Origin of the sequence: Candidatus Pelagibacter sp. Uisw_106, from assembly GCF_047724975.1 — a bacterium.
GTDB lineage: Bacteria > Pseudomonadota > Alphaproteobacteria > Pelagibacterales > Pelagibacteraceae > Pelagibacter.
Map to the genome: position 1 here is coordinate 612,652 of NZ_CP159819.1, position 15,160 is coordinate 627,811.

Annotated in this window: 15 protein-coding genes and 2 tRNA genes; 13 read left to right on the plus strand and 4 right to left on the minus strand. The window is 26.9% G+C overall.

What is annotated here, in order from left to right; all coding sequences use genetic code 11:
* The first annotated feature begins 1 nt into the window (after position 1).
* Genes ABXT45_RS03300 through ABXT45_RS03315 form a run of 4 tightly spaced genes read left to right on the plus strand, consistent with a single transcriptional unit; the run spans position 2 to position 4,006 of the window.
* Complete coding sequence (locus ABXT45_RS03300) at positions 2–934, plus strand: AAA family ATPase (RefSeq protein WP_415314351.1); 933 nt, start codon at positions 2–4, stop codon at positions 932–934.
* Entirely contained in the window at positions 935–2,476 is a 1,542-nt protein-coding gene (metG, locus tag ABXT45_RS03305) for a methionine--tRNA ligase (protein ID WP_415314352.1), read from the plus strand.
* A complete protein-coding gene (locus ABXT45_RS03310; protein ID WP_415314353.1) occupies positions 2,469–3,233 on the plus strand; it encodes a TatD family hydrolase in 765 nt (254 codons plus the stop codon). Before metG ends, ABXT45_RS03310 begins: the two co-directional genes overlap by 8 nt.
* Entirely contained in the window at positions 3,233–4,006 is a 774-nt protein-coding gene (locus ABXT45_RS03315; protein ID WP_415314354.1) for an MBL fold metallo-hydrolase, read from the plus strand. The genes ABXT45_RS03310 and ABXT45_RS03315 overlap by 1 nt, the downstream gene beginning before the upstream one ends.
* On the opposite strand, the gene ABXT45_RS03320 is transcribed toward ABXT45_RS03315, so the two are convergent.
* From ABXT45_RS03320 to ABXT45_RS03330, 3 genes are read right to left on the minus strand one after another with little or no spacing between them, the layout of a single operon-like run.
* The gene (locus ABXT45_RS03320) at positions 4,001–4,513 is read right to left on the minus strand and encodes a glutathione peroxidase (RefSeq protein WP_415314355.1); all 513 of its coding nucleotides are present in this window, start codon (positions 4,511–4,513) and stop codon (positions 4,001–4,003) included. The two genes, ABXT45_RS03315 and ABXT45_RS03320, sit on opposite strands and share 6 nt — an antisense overlap.
* A 45-nt stretch (positions 4,514–4,558) precedes the next feature.
* Positions 4,559–5,731 (minus strand): Na+/H+ antiporter NhaA, encoded by a 1,173-nt coding sequence (gene nhaA, locus ABXT45_RS03325; protein ID WP_415314356.1) that lies wholly within the window; start codon positions 5,729–5,731, stop codon positions 4,559–4,561.
* A 4-nt stretch (positions 5,732–5,735) separates the two neighbouring features.
* A complete protein-coding gene (locus ABXT45_RS03330) occupies positions 5,736–6,284 on the minus strand; it encodes a zinc-ribbon domain-containing protein (RefSeq protein ID WP_415314357.1) in 549 nt (182 codons plus the stop codon).
* Positions 6,285–6,377: 93 nt separating this feature from the next.
* On the opposite strand from ABXT45_RS03330, the gene ABXT45_RS03335 reads away from it, so the two are divergent.
* The 8 genes from ABXT45_RS03335 to ABXT45_RS03370 all read left to right on the plus strand — a co-directional run bounded on the left by ABXT45_RS03335 (position 6,378) and on the right by ABXT45_RS03370 (position 13,780).
* Positions 6,378–6,454, plus strand: a tRNA-Pro gene (locus tag ABXT45_RS03335).
* A 4-nt stretch (positions 6,455–6,458) separates the two neighbouring features.
* On the plus strand, positions 6,459–6,740 hold the full coding sequence (locus tag ABXT45_RS03340; RefSeq protein WP_415314358.1) for an ETC complex I subunit: 282 nt from the start codon (positions 6,459–6,461) through the stop codon (positions 6,738–6,740).
* Between the two features lie 5 nt (positions 6,741–6,745).
* Complete coding sequence (locus ABXT45_RS03345) at positions 6,746–7,738, plus strand: putative transporter (protein WP_415314359.1); 993 nt, start codon at positions 6,746–6,748, stop codon at positions 7,736–7,738.
* Positions 7,738–8,685 (plus strand): class II fructose-bisphosphatase, encoded by a 948-nt coding sequence (gene glpX, locus ABXT45_RS03350; RefSeq protein ID WP_415314360.1) that lies wholly within the window; start codon positions 7,738–7,740, stop codon positions 8,683–8,685. The genes ABXT45_RS03345 and glpX overlap by 1 nt, the downstream gene beginning before the upstream one ends.
* Positions 8,682–10,376 carry a single-stranded-DNA-specific exonuclease RecJ gene (gene recJ / locus ABXT45_RS03355; protein ID WP_415314361.1) on the plus strand — a complete coding sequence of 565 codons (1,695 nt, stop codon included), beginning with the start codon at positions 8,682–8,684 and terminating at the stop codon, positions 10,374–10,376. Before glpX ends, recJ begins: the two co-directional genes overlap by 4 nt.
* Positions 10,377–10,426: 50 nt before the next feature.
* Positions 10,427–10,501, plus strand: a tRNA-Glu gene (locus ABXT45_RS03360).
* Positions 10,502–10,515: 14 nt separating this feature from the next.
* On the plus strand, positions 10,516–12,876 hold the full coding sequence (locus ABXT45_RS03365) for a glycosyltransferase (RefSeq protein ID WP_415314362.1): 2,361 nt from the start codon (positions 10,516–10,518) through the stop codon (positions 12,874–12,876).
* 22 nt (positions 12,877–12,898) lie between these two features.
* Complete coding sequence (locus tag ABXT45_RS03370) at positions 12,899–13,780, plus strand: glycosyltransferase family 2 protein (RefSeq protein WP_415314363.1); 882 nt, start codon at positions 12,899–12,901, stop codon at positions 13,778–13,780.
* Here ABXT45_RS03370 and ABXT45_RS03375 read toward each other — a convergent pair whose 3' ends face one another.
* On the minus strand, positions 13,781–14,698 hold the full coding sequence (locus tag ABXT45_RS03375) for a site-specific integrase (protein ID WP_415314364.1): 918 nt from the start codon (positions 14,696–14,698) through the stop codon (positions 13,781–13,783).
* A 76-nt stretch (positions 14,699–14,774) separates the two neighbouring features.
* Between ABXT45_RS03375 and ABXT45_RS03380 the strand changes: the two genes are divergently transcribed.
* Entirely contained in the window at positions 14,775–15,140 is a 366-nt protein-coding gene (locus ABXT45_RS03380; RefSeq protein WP_415314365.1) for a hypothetical protein, read from the plus strand.
* Positions 15,141–15,160 lie beyond the last annotated feature (20 nt).

Genomic DNA, 15,160 nt, shown 5'->3' on the forward strand with positions numbered 1-15,160 from the left:
TATGAATTTAAAACCATCTGAAAATACTAAGATTTATGGTATAAAAAATTTTTTTATTGAGATTGTAGGTCTATATAATCAAAAAAAGATGCCTAATAAAATTTTACTTTCTGGTAAAAAAGGAACAGGAAAATCAACTTTAGCTTATCATTTAATAAACTATATTTTATCCAAAAATGAAATGTTTAAATATAATTTAGAAAATTTTAGAATTAATAAAGAAAATAAATCTTATAAACTATTACAAAATAACTCTCATCCTAATTTCTATTTAATAGATCTATTAAGTGAAAAAAAAAGCATAGACGTTGCACAAATTCGTGAAATGATTAATTATACTAATAAATCAACATTTAATAATATGGCAAAATTTATTTTAATAGATAATGTTGAAAATCTTAACAAAAATTCTGTTAATGCATTGCTTAAAATTATTGAAGAGCCAAATGAAAATGTTTTTTTTATCTTAATAAACAATAGTGAAAAAAATATGCTACCGACACTTAAATCACGATGTTTAACATTTAAGATTAGTTTAACATTTAATAATTCAATAAATATCTCAAATTCAATACTTAAAAAAAATGTACTTGAATTTGTTAATTATGACTTACTGAGTTATTATAATTCTCCTGGTGAAATCATTAGTTTATTTAATTTTGCTGAAGAAAAATCAATTAATTTAAAAGATCACACTATTTCAAGTTTTATAAACTTAATAATAGAAAATAATTATTACAAGAAAAATAAACCTATAAAAGTTTTATTAATAAACTTAATTGAGTTATTTTTTCTAAAAAAATACATGATAACAAATACGAAGATTTCATTAATTAATTTTTATCATAAATTTATAAAAAAAATTCATGATACAGAAAAGTTTAATCTGGATGAAGAAAGTTTGTTTTTAGAATTTAAATCAAAGTTTTTATAAATGGATAAAAATTACTATATTACGACTCCAATTTACTACCCATCAGCGAAACCTCATATGGGTCATGCATATTCAAGCATTGCTGCTGATTTTTTTGCCAGATTTAAACGTATAGATGGTTTTGATGTTCATTTTTTAACAGGTACAGATGAACACGGTTTAAAAATACAAAGAGCAGCGGAGAAAAAAAATGTCGATCCTCAGGTTTTTTGTGATGAAATTAGTCAAACATTTAGAGATCTTTCAAAAACATTAAATTTATCTAATACTGATTTCATTAGAACTACCGAAGAAAGACATAAAAAAACAGTTCAACATTTATGGAGAGAACTTGAAAAAAATAATGATATCTATTTATCGAAATATTCCGGCTGGTATTCTGTTTCTGACGAAGCTTTCTATGGTGATGAAGAAATTACTGAAAAAGAAAACTTTAAGATAGCAACTGCATCTGGTTCACCAGTTGAATGGATAGAGGAAGAGTCTTATTTTTTTAGGCTGTCTAAATGGCAAGATGAATTACTAAATTATTATGAAAAAAATCCCGACTTTATTTCACCAAAATCTAGAAAAAATGAAGTAATTAGCTTTGTAAAAGGGGGGTTAAAAGACCTATCTATAAGTCGTAAAGCATTCTCTTGGGGTATTAAGGTGCCTAACAGTCCAGATCATGTAATTTATGTTTGGCTCGATGCTCTAACTAATTATATAAGCGCTTTAAACTATCCAGATACAAATGATGCACTGTTTAAAAAATTTTGGCCTGCATCTGTTCATTTAATAGGTAAGGATATATTAAGATTTCACTCTGTATATTGGCCTGCATTTTTAATGGCAGCGAAAATACCTTTACCTAAGAAAGTTTATGGTCATGGCTGGATCTTATCTGGTGATGAAAAGATGTCCAAATCAAAAGGAAATATTCTTGATCCTTTAGATATTATTGAAATTTATGGTCTTGATCCGTTAAGATATTATTTAATTAAAGAAGTTTCATTTGGTAATGATGGTAACATTTCACAAGATAGGTTAGAGGATTGTATCAATAGTGATTTAGCTAATAATTATGGAAATTTATGTCAAAGAGTTACTGCATTTGCTGAGAAAAATTGCTCCTCATATGTACCAGACAATAAAAAATTTAATGATGAAGATTTAGTGATGCTAAATAAATTTACTGATAATTTAACGGCAATACGTACTGAAATTGATAATCAAAATATTAATTATTATATTAATTTCATCATTAGTGCTTTATTTGAAGCAAATAAGTATTTTAATGATCAAGAACCTTGGAAAAAAAAAGATGATAAAGATAGATTAAACACAATTGTCTACACATCATTAGAAATGATCAGAAAAATATCATTCATGCTTTATCCAATAATCCCAAGTTCAATAGAAAAAGCTTTAAAGATTTTTAATCTAAATGTAGATGCAATTAATTTCGAATCTATTGCCAAACATGACTATCTTGTATCTGGAAAACCTATTAACAAAATAGATATTTTATTTAAAAAAATTGAAAAGAAAGATGATTGATTCTCATTGTCATTTAGATCATGAACCTTTATTTGAGAATTTAAGTGATGTTATAAAAAGATCTAAAGAAGTTGGTATCTCAAAACTATTAACGATATGCACTACAGTAGAAAGTTTTGACAGAATAAAGAATATTATTAAATTAGATCCAATGATTTATGGTACGTTTGGTATTCACCCTCATGAAACTGAGGAAAGTCTTTTAATTAATAAAAATTATATAATTAATCAAATAAATCAAAATGAAAGAATTATTGGTATAGGTGAAACTGGGTTAGATTTTTTTTATAATCATAGCAACAAAGAAAGACAAATTGATAGCTTTAAAGGCCATATAGAGGCTTCTATAGAGCTTAACATGCCTATTATCATACATTCTAGAAATGCTGAGGATGAAACATATGAAATCCTAAAATCATATAAATCAAAAAAATTAAAAATTTTAATGCATTGTTTTACCGGTTCATTAAATTTTGCAAATCAATTACTTGAATTAGATGCGTTTTTTTCAGCAAGTGGAATAATTACTTTTAAAAGTAGTTTAGATCTTCAGGAAACTTTTAAAAATATTCCTTTAGATAAACTACTTGTTGAAACAGATAGCCCATTTTTAGCTCCTATACCTATGAGGGGAAAAAAAAATGAACCAAGTTTTATCAAATATACTCTGGAAAAATTATCCATTTTAAAGGAAAAGACAAATCAGGAAATGTCCAATTTAACAACTAAAAATTTTAATAGACTTTTTAATCTATAATGTCTCTTAAATTTATCATATTAGGTAGTGGCAGCTCTATGGGTGTTCCTAGAATAGATGGATATACTGGTAATTGTGATTTAAATAATAAAAAAAATTTTAGAACAAGATGTTCTGCTTTAATTAAATTTGAGGATCAAAATATTTTGATAGATACATCTCCAGATTTGAGGTCACAACTACTAAAAAATAAGATTAGATCTATTAGTAGAGTTTTTTATACACATCTTCACGCAGATCAAACACATGGTATTAATGATCTTCGCCCATTTTTCTTAATAAGCAAGAAACAAATTCCAGTATATGCGGACTCTAAAACTAAAAAATATTTGCTTTCCACTTTTAAATATTGCTTCAAATCATCTTACGGTTATCCATCCACATTAAGTATTAATAGTCTTAAAAAACAACATCAAATTACAAATAGAAATAAGAAAATTAAAATAGAATCAATACCAGTTCAACATGGTAGGATTAACAGCATATGCTATCTAATTAATAATAAATTAGCCTATGCAAGTGATATTAGTTTATTCTTTAAGAAAGATTACAAAAAATTAAAAAATTTAAAATACTTGATTATTGACTGTCTATGGTACCGTAATCATTCAGCACATTTCAATTTAGATCAAGTTTTGGAAATAGTTAAAATCCTCACTCCTAGAAAAACTATATTAACAAATATGCATAGTGATTTAGACTATGCAAAACTTAAAAAAAAATTACCTAAAAATATTATTCCTGGTTTTGATGGTATGACCGTTAGATTATAGAATTAAATCTATTTGTTTTGTTATTTTATCTGACATTGGTGTAATAAAAGAATTGAACGTGTCTTGTATTTTTCCTTCTTTATTAATTAAAATTTTATGAAAATTCCACTTAGGAACAGTCGAGTTACCATAATTTTTTTTTGCCCATTTATATAAATCATGAGCATCTTCACCTTTAACATCTATTTTGTCAGTTATTGGAAATGTAATATTAAAATTAGTTTCACAAAAATCCTTAATTTCAGAATTAGACCCTGGTTCTTGTCCGCCAAACTGATTTGATGGAACACCGATTACATAGAAACCTCTGTTTTTATACTTCTCATAAAGGTTTTGAAGGCCTGTATATTGTTTAGTGAAACCACATTTACTAGCAACATTTACTAAAAGTATAGTTTTTCCTTTGTATTGATTTAAATCAATAGTTTCATTATTAATATTCTTTATTGAGTGATCAAAAAAAAGCTTTTCGTATTTAGCATCAACTTTTTCAAAAAATGTGAACATTGAGATAATTAGTAGGATTAATAAATTATTTTTATAAAGCATGAATTATTTTTTAGAGGCATATAATAATATAAAATATCCAAATATTGTAGAAAGTAAAGATCCTGCAAGAACACCAATTTTTACACCATCTATATACTGAATATTTTCAGCAAATGCTAAGTTTCCAACAAACAAACTCATTGTAAAGCCAACACCTGTTAATATTGAAACTCCATATAGGCTTAACCAATTAGATTTATCTGGCATTTGTGCAACACCGAATTTAACTGCAAAGAAAGAAATAAGCATAACTCCAGCTTGTTTACCCACAAACAACCCTAAAAGAATACCTAATGGAACAGGTTCTAATAAAGATGATAATGATAATCCTTCTAAAGACACACCTGCATTAGCAAATGCAAATATAGGCATTATCATAAAAGCAACATAAGGACTGATTGCATGCTCAAGTTTAATTAATAAAGAGAAATCTTTGTCTTTAATTCTGTGAGGTATGGTCGTAGCCAAAAGAACACCTGCTATTGTTGCATGAATTCCAGACTTATATGTGAAGAACCACATGAAGGCACCAATTATTAAATAGGGAATAAACTTTTTAACACCAAATTTATTTAAGATAAGTAATAAAATATATGAGATTAAAATTAAACTTAAATAGCTTATGCTTAAATCACCAGAATAGAAAAAAGCGATAATCAATATCGCGCCAAGGTCATCAATGATAGCAAGAGCCGTTAAAAAAATTTTTAAAGAAATTGGAACTCTTGAACCAAGTAAAGATAAAATTCCTAGTGAAAACGCTATGTCTGTAGCCGATGGAATTGCCCAACCATTCAATGTTTCAGAATTCTCAAAGTTTATAAAAACATAGACTAGGGCAGGGACTACCATTCCCCCAACAGCACCAATAATCGGAAGTAACGCTTTTTTTAAGTTAGAAAGTTCACCTTGAATAAATTCTCGTTTAATTTCTAACGTTACAAAGAAAAAAAAGATTGCCATCAATAAATCATTAATCCAGTGATGTACGGAAAGTTTTAAACCAAAATCATTAATACCTACAAACAGGTATTGGTTTAATGTGTCAAAATATAAATTACTAAAACTAGAATTACTTATTACAAGAGCAATAATTGCAGCAATTAACAAAACAAGACCACTAGCTGCCTCTAACTGAAAAAACCATTTAAAAGGTTTTGAAAGATTTTTGATCATAATTTTATGTTAAATCTCTAATAAATAACAAGATATCTTTAGTACTTTCATAAAGATTATAAAGTATAAATTCGATATTTGGGACAACTTGCCTAATAGGATTTTTAAATGTATCTACAATAATTATGAAAGCTACGAACGAAATAATTGCTACGATAAAAGAATTTAATATTTTAAAATTTTTTGGCTTTTTGGGTTTGGATATAACAGGTATGTCGTCATTTATATTATCCTCAATATTTTTTTCTGTTTCCTCTTTGTTATAAATTTCAATTTTTTCATCAAGCTTTTCAACTGTATTTATTTCAACCTTCTCCTTTGATATACCTGATGGATTGATCTCCTTGTTGTTTGTAGGGTTGTTTTGATCAAAAACATTAACGTTATCATTGTCAATATCTTCAACAATTGGGCTTACAGTATTTTCAAGAATTTCTTTTTTAAAAAACCATTTATGATTACAGCTGGCACACTGCAACAATCGACCTATGTCTGGAATTAAATTTGAGTCTAAATCAAATTTTTTATTACAATTATTACAAGTAATGATCATTATTGTTGTATATCTGATTCTTATAAAAAAGCCTTATTTTTGATGCTCTTTATTCTTTGAAATTATCAATATCTAATGTATTAGTACCTCAATCGGGGCGTAGCGCAGCCTGGTAGCGCATCTGGTTTGGGACCAGAGGGTCGCAGGTTCAAATCCTGCCGCCCCGACCATTTTATGAAAAAAGCAAAAATTTATATTCCTACAAAAAATTCCATGCAGTCAGGCCTGGGTAAATCAGACAAATGGGTTATCAAATTTGAAACTGAAAATGTTGGTGTTAACCCTTTAATGGGTTGGGAGACAAGCACTAATACTCTTTCAGAATTAAATTTAGAATTTTCAACCAAAGAACTAGCGACCGAATATGCAAAAAAAAATAAAATTGATTTTGAATTAATTGAACCACAAAAAAGAAAAACAATTAAAAAATCATACGCTGATAACTTTCTTAAATAATCTATATGTTTAAATTTTTTACAAAAAAAAAATGGCAATTATGGTCTTGGTTAGGTTCATTTGTAATTTTATTATCATTGTGGGTTCAAGTAAAAATTGATGTTAAAATAAATGAATGGTTTGGTGTGTTTTACGATATGATTCAAAAAGCACTTGCTAAACCCAACGCTATTACAATTGAAGAGTACTGGGAAAATTTAGCATCATTTATTACATTAGCTGGAATATATATAGCTCTTTACGTTGTAATTAGTTTTTTTACAGCACACTTCTTATTTAGATGGAGAACTGCGATGGTGGAATGGTATCATTCTGTTTATGATAGAGCTCGTAAAATAGAAGGTGCCTCACAAAGAGTTCAAGAAGATACAATTAAGTTTACCCGTATTATGGAATCTTTAGGTACAAGTTTTATTGAATCAGTCATGGTATTAATACAATTTACTCCAATTTTATTGGGGCTATCAGTCGGTATACCAATCTTCTTTTTTGGTGATTGGCAATATGGATTGATAACTGGTGCATTGCTTTGGACATTGGGTGGTACAGCATTCTTGATAGGATTAGGTTGGATATTGCGTTTAGTTGGGGTGGAATATGACTTGCAAAAAAAAGAGGCTGCATACAGAAAGATATTAGTAGTAGCTGAAGATGATGGTAACGTTAGACCTAAATCAATAAATGAACTATTTGATGAAGTTCGTTCAATTCACTTTTTAAGCTACACAAGGTATTTATATTTTAATATTGGTCGTATGGCTTACTTACAAGCAAATGTATTATCAGCGTATGTTTTCTTAGCTCCAGCTATTGTAGCAGGTGTTGTGACATTAGGTGTTATGCAACAAATTATAAGAGCTTTTGGAAGAGTTGAAGGTTCTATGCAATACCTATTAAAAGCTTGGCCTACCATTATAGAATTGGCAAGTGTTTATAAACGTCTAAGAGAATTTGAGAGTGTAATAAATTCTACTGAAATAGTTATTCAAAAAGATTAATGTCTATTGATAAAAAGTATGTTGATCAAATCATAAAAGTTTCTGAAAAGGCAGCTTTAGCATCTTCCTATTTGGTTGGAAAAAAAGACAAGATTGCTGCTGATCAAGCAGCCGTTGACTCAATGAGATCTGAATTAAATAAAATAGATATGAATGGTGAAGTTGTTATTGGTGAAGGTTCACTTGATGAGGCACCAATGCTTTACACCGGTGAAAAACTTGGAAATAAAAATGGTCCATATTTTGATATAGCTGTTGACCCTTTAGAAGGAACAAATTTTGCAGCAAATAATTTACCTGGAGCAACATCAGTTATTTCAATTGCTGAAAAGGGAAATCTTTTTAATGCGCCAGAAACTTATATGGATAAAATTGCAACTGGACCAATTGAAAAAGGATTAGTTGATCTAGATTTTTCATTAAAAAAAAATGTTACAAATCTTGCAGATTTTCTAAACAAAGATATCACATCACTCACAGTATGTGTGATGGATAGACCAAGACATAAAAAAATAATTGATGAATTAAAACAATTGAATATTAATATTAAATTAATTACTGATGGTGATGTTCTTGGTGCATTATTTGTGGCAAATCCAAAATATAATGTTGATATTTTTTTGGGTATAGGAGGTGGTCCAGAAGGAGTTTTGGCAGCATCAGCTCTTGATAGTTTTGACTGCCATTTTCAAGGAAGATTTATATTTGATAACGACAAAGATATTAAAGATGCAAAAGCAATGGGAATAAATGATTTAAATAAAAAATATGAATTAAATGAAATAATAAAAGGCGACTCTATATTTTGCTCAACAGGGATTACCTCAAGCGAAATGTTAAATGGAGTAGTAATAAATAATAATGAATATACAACCGAAACACTTGTTACACATAAAAGTTTAAAATTAAAAAAAATCTTAAAAAGAACAAATCTTATTGAAGAATGATTTCTATTTCAGGTAAGAAGTGGGTACAAAAAAAAATCAATCAAAACTTAGTTGATAAATTAAAACAAGATTTTAATTTTAGTGATATTTTATCTAGACTAATTATTTCAAAAAAATTTGAAGATGATGAAATTGCAACAATCAATACAGATTTAGATTTAAACAACGTTTTTTTAAATAATGAAGATTTCAATAAATCCATTAAACTTGTTGTTAATTCCATCAATAATAATGAAAAAATATGTATTTTAGGTGATTATGATGTGGATGGGTCTGCTGCTGCATCATTATTTGTTAAGTTTTTAGAAAGTATAAATCACTCTTTTTTTTATTATATACCTGACAGGGAAAAGGATGGCTATGGTGCCACTAAAAAATTATTCCAAAAACTGATATTGGAAAATCCTAGATTGATTATAATGGTTGATTGCGGCTCTACATCCAATGAAGCAATAGATTTTTTAAATGATAATGAAATAAAGTCCTTAATTATTGATCACCATGAAATTAACAAACCTTATCCAAAAGCAAATTCAATTATAAACCCAAAAAAAGATAATGGCTATAAGGAGTATGACTATTTATGCGCTACAACACTTTCTTATTTTTTTTTAGATTTACTAATTAAGGAAATTAAAAGTGAAATAAATATAGCTGATTATCTAATATATGTTTTATTAGCCACAATATGTGATGTCATGCCCTTACGGAAACTTAATAGATTAATTGCATTAAATGCTCTTAAAAATTTTGATATAACTAAAAACTTACCACTTAATACTTTGTTTGAATTAAACGAAAAAAAAAATAAAATTACAATCAATGATCTTGGTTATTTAATTGGCCCTATATTGAATGCTGGAGGTCGATTGGGTAAATCTCAATATGCCACAGAATTATTATCTTCTAATAATCATCAGGTCATAAAAGATAGATGTAATCATTTAATTAAATTAAATAATAAAAGAAAAGAAATTGAAAACTTAATATTAAATGAAATTGACTTTCATAAAATTGAAAAGGAAAACAAAGAAATAATCATTTATTATAATCCAAATATTAATGAAGGATTAATCGGCATTATAGCTGCAAGGTTAAAAGATTATTTTAATAAACCTTCTATTGTAATAACTGCATCTAATGAATTGTTAAAAGGATCTGCTAGATCAGTTTATAATTACAATATTGGTCGTGTAATTAAAAATTTGTTAGATAAAGAAATAATTATAGGTGGTGGTGGTCACAATATGGCTGCAGGATTTACACTAAATAAAATTAATCTTAAAGATTTTGAAGGCCATATATTAGAAGATTATTCAAAATCTAATACTGTAAATAATAATATATTTTCATACGAGTCTGAAATTTCATCATTAGCTTTTAATCAAGATTTTTATGATAATATAAAGAAATTAGAACCTTTTGGCTCAGGAAACTCAGTACCAACTTTCATGTTAAGGGATTTAAGAATAATTAGGCCGATAGTGTTAAATAAAAAACATATTTCTTCAATATTAAAATCAAAAACGGGATTTTCAATTAAATCAATATCGTTTAATTCTGTTAATACAAAAATTGGTGAACACTTAATGGGTTATAAAAATAGCATTAATGTAATAGGTCAAATCAATGAAAATATCTGGAATAATAAAAAAACTCTTCAATTAACTATTAGAGACCTTATCCTATAGGTTAATTGCACTTGATAAATAATGACTTTTAAAATAAAAGATCACAACATGGTCCCTTCGTCTATCGGTTAGGACAGCTGGTTTTCATCCTGCAAAGGGGGGTTCGATTCCCCCAGGGACCGCCAAAATATATCTATTTATGGTTTACTATGTTTATTTTATAAAAACTGTAAAAGGCTTCTTAAATAAATCATACGTAGGATATACAAACAATTTCAATAAAAGACTAGATAACCACAATAGAAATAAAGGTGCTAAATCAACAAAAGGTTATAAGTGGGAGCTTGTTTATAAAAAAAGATTTTTTTCAAAAAATAAAGCTCTTTCATTTGAATATGAGCTTAAAAAAGATAGAAAAGAAAGATCTAAATTATTAAATGAATTTAAAAAAAAAAAAATTAGTATTGCTACAATTTTACCCTATAAGGAAAATTATTCCTTAGAAAAAGCTTCCGCCGCATCTTTATGGGTGTCAGAATTCTTTAAAAATTCAAAGTTTAAAAAAAATAATTTTATATATGGAAATACAAAATCAAAAAATTTTTTAACAAAAAATTATATTAATATAAATTTAAAAAGCTTAAAATCAAAATTCAAAAGTACCACAAACGAGTATAGTGATAATCTAATTAAAGAAATTAATAATAAAAAATTTGACTTAATTGAGGTTCATAATAGGCCTTTAATTTTATTCAATTTATTAAAAAAAATTGAAAATAGATTCATTTTTTATTTTCATAATGATCCATTATCCATGAAGGGCTCTAAAACGATTGATGAGAGGTTATATTTATTAAAAAATGTTGATAAAATAGTTTTTGTAAGTGAATGGGTAAGAAATAGATTTTTTTTGAATATGGACATTAAGCTTGCTGCTAAAACAGAAATAATTTATCCAAGTGTAAATATAGATGAGGCTACAAAAAAATATAAATATATTACATTTGTTGGAAGACTTAATCATTCTAAAGGATATGATATTTTTAAAAATGCTATACAAAAGATTTTAAATGAATATCCAAAATGGAAGGCATTATCTATTGGTGATGAAGATCGCAGATCAATCTATATCAATCATAAGCAACATAAAGAATTAGGTTTTTTAAATCATAAAGAAACATTAAAAATATTAAATCAAACTGAAATTGCTGCTGTACCATCAAGATGGGAAGAACCTTTTGGAAGAACTGCATTAGAGGCATCTTCTAGAGGATGTGCTACAATTATTTCTAATAAAGGTGGTCTAACAGAAACTACAAATCATGCCATCATACTTAAAAAACTTGATCACATTAATCTCTATAAAGAGATAAAAAAATTAATTGTGAATAATAAAAAAAGAAAGCTTATTCAAAAGATTAGCAGAAAAGAGGTTAAGCATATTGTGTCTATTAATACAAAATTGATTGATCAAATACGTGAAGGTATTTATCCTTCATATAATATTAATATATTAAACAATAAAATAAAGATTATAAACTTATATAATCGAGGACAAAAACTTAATCATAGATTATTTAATATCTCTTTAGGTAAAAAATTTACAAATGGCTTCACTAGAAATGGTCATGATGTTTTAGAAATTAGTGACAGAGATTTTATAAAAACCAACAAGACATTTAATTTACTACAAAATAGTAAGATTAATTTTCAAAATTATTTAGTTGAAACATGTAAAAACTATAATCCAGATCTTTTATTTTTTGGTCATACTAGAAATATTGAACTGAACACAATTAATGAATTAAAAGCCTTTAATAAAAATCTAATTATTTCTCAATGGAACGAGGATCCGGTGATGCCAAGTCTTAATTATTCAAAACAAAATATTTCTAATATCTCCTTATATTCCAATTCTGTAGATCATAATTTTATAACAACAGATCCATCTGTTATAAAAAATAAGATTAATTCTGACAATTTTCACTTTTTCTTTGTTCCCGTAGATAAAAATATAGAGCGTTTTAATGTTTTTAAAATGAATCCAAAAAAAGATCTTTTTTACGCAATGAGTCATGGTGTAAATAGAGCTACTCTTAAAAAAGGTACCGAGGATAATAGGGTTGAATTTTTAGATAAACTTGTAAAAAAAATATCAAATATAAAATATGACTTTTATGGTTTTTCTAATAAACAACCAATTTGGGGTAATAACTTTAATAACGCTCTTATTAATTCAAAAATGGCTTTAAATTTAAGTCGTGGCAAACCAACAAAATATTATTCTAGCAACAGAATAGCTTCAGTTATTGGAAACGGATTACTAACTTTTATTGATGAAAAAGTTGAAATGAGTCACTTTTTTAACAATAATGAGATTATTTTTTATAGTAATATAAATGATTTATCTGATAAAATTAAGTTTTACTCTGCAAATGATAATTTAAGAAAAAAAATAGCAGAGAATGGTAAAAAGAAATATTTTAAACTTTTTAATGAAACAAAAGTTGCAAAATATATCATTGATACCTCTTTGGGTAAAAAATCATTATTAGTTTAAATTTTTTTATTTTTATGAATTTATGTTCTCAATAATTATTCCAACGTTTAATAATCTTAAGTATCTACAAATAACTTTAAAAAGTATCGTTCAAAATTCAAAATTTCATCACGATATAATAGTGCATGTAAATGAAGGTACTGACGGTACTTTAGATTATTTAAAAACAAATAATATAAATCATACTTATTCAGATATGAACTTAGGATTGTGTAGTGCTGTTAACATTGCAGCTAAAAATGCTTCTACTGAATATATTTTATATTGTCACGATGATATGTATCTCTGTCCAAATTGGGATTTTTTTCTTTATGAAGAAGTTAAGAAGTTAAATACTAAAAAGTTTTATTTATCGGGCACAATGATTGAGCAAGAGTCTGGACATATTCAATTTAATGCTGGAAGTGATTATAATAATTTTGATGAGAATAAACTTATTTCTAATTTGGATAAGATTAATTATTTTGATTATCAGGGTAGTCATTGGGCTCCACATTTGATTCACAAAGATACTTGGAATGAAATTGGTGGATTTAGCGATGAATTTAATCCTGGGATGGGTTCTGATCCAGATTTAAACATGAAACTCTGGAAAAATGGTGTTAGAATATTTAAAGGTTTATCTGAAACTAAAGTTTATCATTTTGGATCTATAACTTTAAGAAAAAAAGATAATTTTCTAGCAAACAAAGGGTCAAATACATTTCTAAAAAAATGGAAAATAACTCCTACTTTTTTTATTCAGCATTACTTAAGAGGAGGAAAATTTATTGATAATCGTATTATTTCATTTAAATATAATGGGCCTTTAAGTAATCCTGATAAGAATTTTAAATATTGGCTGGAATTGTTAAAATGCAAGTTTAAACTTTTAACTTTAATTATTAAAGATTTTTTTAAATAGTTATAATTTTATTTTATTTAAGGCGTTATTCTTAAATAAATTTGCTTCTTTAATGTACCTTCTTACCATTTCTGTTGATTTATGACCTGTCATAGCCATTATATTTCTTTCTTCAGCTCCAGACTCTGCTGTAGAAGTTGCAAAACCTGATCTTAGGCTATGTCCAGCGTATCTATGACTGTCTAAACCAGCATAATTTGCATACTTTTTAATTATTAATGCTACGCTTTTATCTGAAATATCAAAAATTTTACCTTTTTTTAAATCAAATATTTCAATCCAATTTTTTAATGCATTTACAGGACAAAATTTTTCACTATCAAAGTAGGGGATGGCCTTAGTCATACCCTCACCAGATTGATCAGTTTTTGACCTTTTTACGAAGATCTTAACTCCCTCTGATACAAATTCTAGATCTTCATATTCTATATCAACTAACTCAGATCTTCTAAAACCACCTGAAAATCCAATTAAAACTAAAGCTTTGTCTCTAATTTTTCTATTATCTTTTTCATTAGATTGATGTATTGCATTAATTAATACTTTTAAATCATTGATTAATAGTGGTTTTTTACCTTTTTGATTGCTTCCATTAGTTCTTTTAATGCCCATTAAATTTTCCATTATTATAGGATGCTTTGTATCAATATAATGACCTTTAGTTTTATGTAATATACTGATTGAAGCTAATCGCCTTTTTAAAGTACTGTATTTAGAGTATGACGATAAATGAGTTATATATAGAGCTAATATCTTTGGCTGTGTTGGCATTGCCTGAAATCCATTTTTTGAACAAAATAATGAAAAGTCATTATAATCAGACTGATAAGCTCGAAGTGTATTTGCTGATTTAGAATTTCTTAAATTCTTAATTGTTTCTAATTCAAGACTTTTTATATCTGTTATTAAATCATTCATATATTTCCGATAACCATTAATTATCGGAAATATATATTAGATGATTTTAGATGTCAATACATATAAATATTAAATAATGAGCTCTTATGTAAATATTAATCTTATAAGATTTGAATACAGAGGTTCTTGGTTTGCTGAAGCACCAGGACAAATAAAAGAAAAAATGCCAGTCATGTGGGAAAATGAATATGATAGAAAAACTCATATTTTAGAAACAACATGGCTTTCAAAAGGTTTAGATGGAGATAAAAAGCTAGGAAAATACCAAAAATTTCAAGATTTTTTTAAAGATCGTATAAACACAGAAATACCAATAGTTATGGCTATGGCTAAGGATTTAAACAAGCATCCAGCTGAAGTTAAACAATATCAAGGTGTCTATAAAGTTTTGGTTTTAAGCTATAAACCAGAAATTAGAATTAGATTTTTATCTCAGATTTAAAATAAATGATTAATATCAAT

Excerpts from the sequence above, each read along its gene's own strand:
- recJ (WP_415314361.1), top strand. The coding sequence starts at position 8,682 with ATGATTTCTATTTCAGGTAAGAAGTGGGTACAAAAAAAAATCAATCAA.
- ABXT45_RS03320 (WP_415314355.1), bottom strand. The coding sequence starts at position 4,513 with ATGTTCACATTTTTTGAAAAAGTTGATGCTAAATACGAAAAGCTTTTT.
- ABXT45_RS03300 (WP_415314351.1), top strand. The coding sequence starts at position 2 with ATGAATTTAAAACCATCTGAAAATACTAAGATTTATGGTATAAAAAAT.
- ABXT45_RS03330 (WP_415314357.1), bottom strand. The coding sequence starts at position 6,284 with ATGATCATTACTTGTAATAATTGTAATAAAAAATTTGATTTAGACTCA.
- ABXT45_RS03345 (WP_415314359.1), top strand. The coding sequence starts at position 6,746 with ATGTTTAAATTTTTTACAAAAAAAAAATGGCAATTATGGTCTTGGTTA.
- ABXT45_RS03310 (WP_415314353.1), top strand. The coding sequence starts at position 2,469 with ATGATTGATTCTCATTGTCATTTAGATCATGAACCTTTATTTGAGAAT.
- ABXT45_RS03365 (WP_415314362.1), top strand. The coding sequence starts at position 10,516 with ATGGTTTACTATGTTTATTTTATAAAAACTGTAAAAGGCTTCTTAAAT.
- ABXT45_RS03370 (WP_415314363.1), top strand. The coding sequence starts at position 12,899 with ATGTTCTCAATAATTATTCCAACGTTTAATAATCTTAAGTATCTACAA.
- nhaA (WP_415314356.1), bottom strand. The coding sequence starts at position 5,731 with ATGATCAAAAATCTTTCAAAACCTTTTAAATGGTTTTTTCAGTTAGAG.
- glpX (WP_415314360.1), top strand. The coding sequence starts at position 7,738 with ATGTCTATTGATAAAAAGTATGTTGATCAAATCATAAAAGTTTCTGAA.
- ABXT45_RS03340 (WP_415314358.1), top strand. The coding sequence starts at position 6,459 with ATGAAAAAAGCAAAAATTTATATTCCTACAAAAAATTCCATGCAGTCA.
- ABXT45_RS03375 (WP_415314364.1), bottom strand. The coding sequence starts at position 14,698 with ATGAATGATTTAATAACAGATATAAAAAGTCTTGAATTAGAAACAATT.
- ABXT45_RS03380 (WP_415314365.1), top strand. The coding sequence starts at position 14,775 with ATGAGCTCTTATGTAAATATTAATCTTATAAGATTTGAATACAGAGGT.
- metG (WP_415314352.1), top strand. The coding sequence starts at position 935 with ATGGATAAAAATTACTATATTACGACTCCAATTTACTACCCATCAGCG.
- ABXT45_RS03315 (WP_415314354.1), top strand. The coding sequence starts at position 3,233 with ATGTCTCTTAAATTTATCATATTAGGTAGTGGCAGCTCTATGGGTGTT.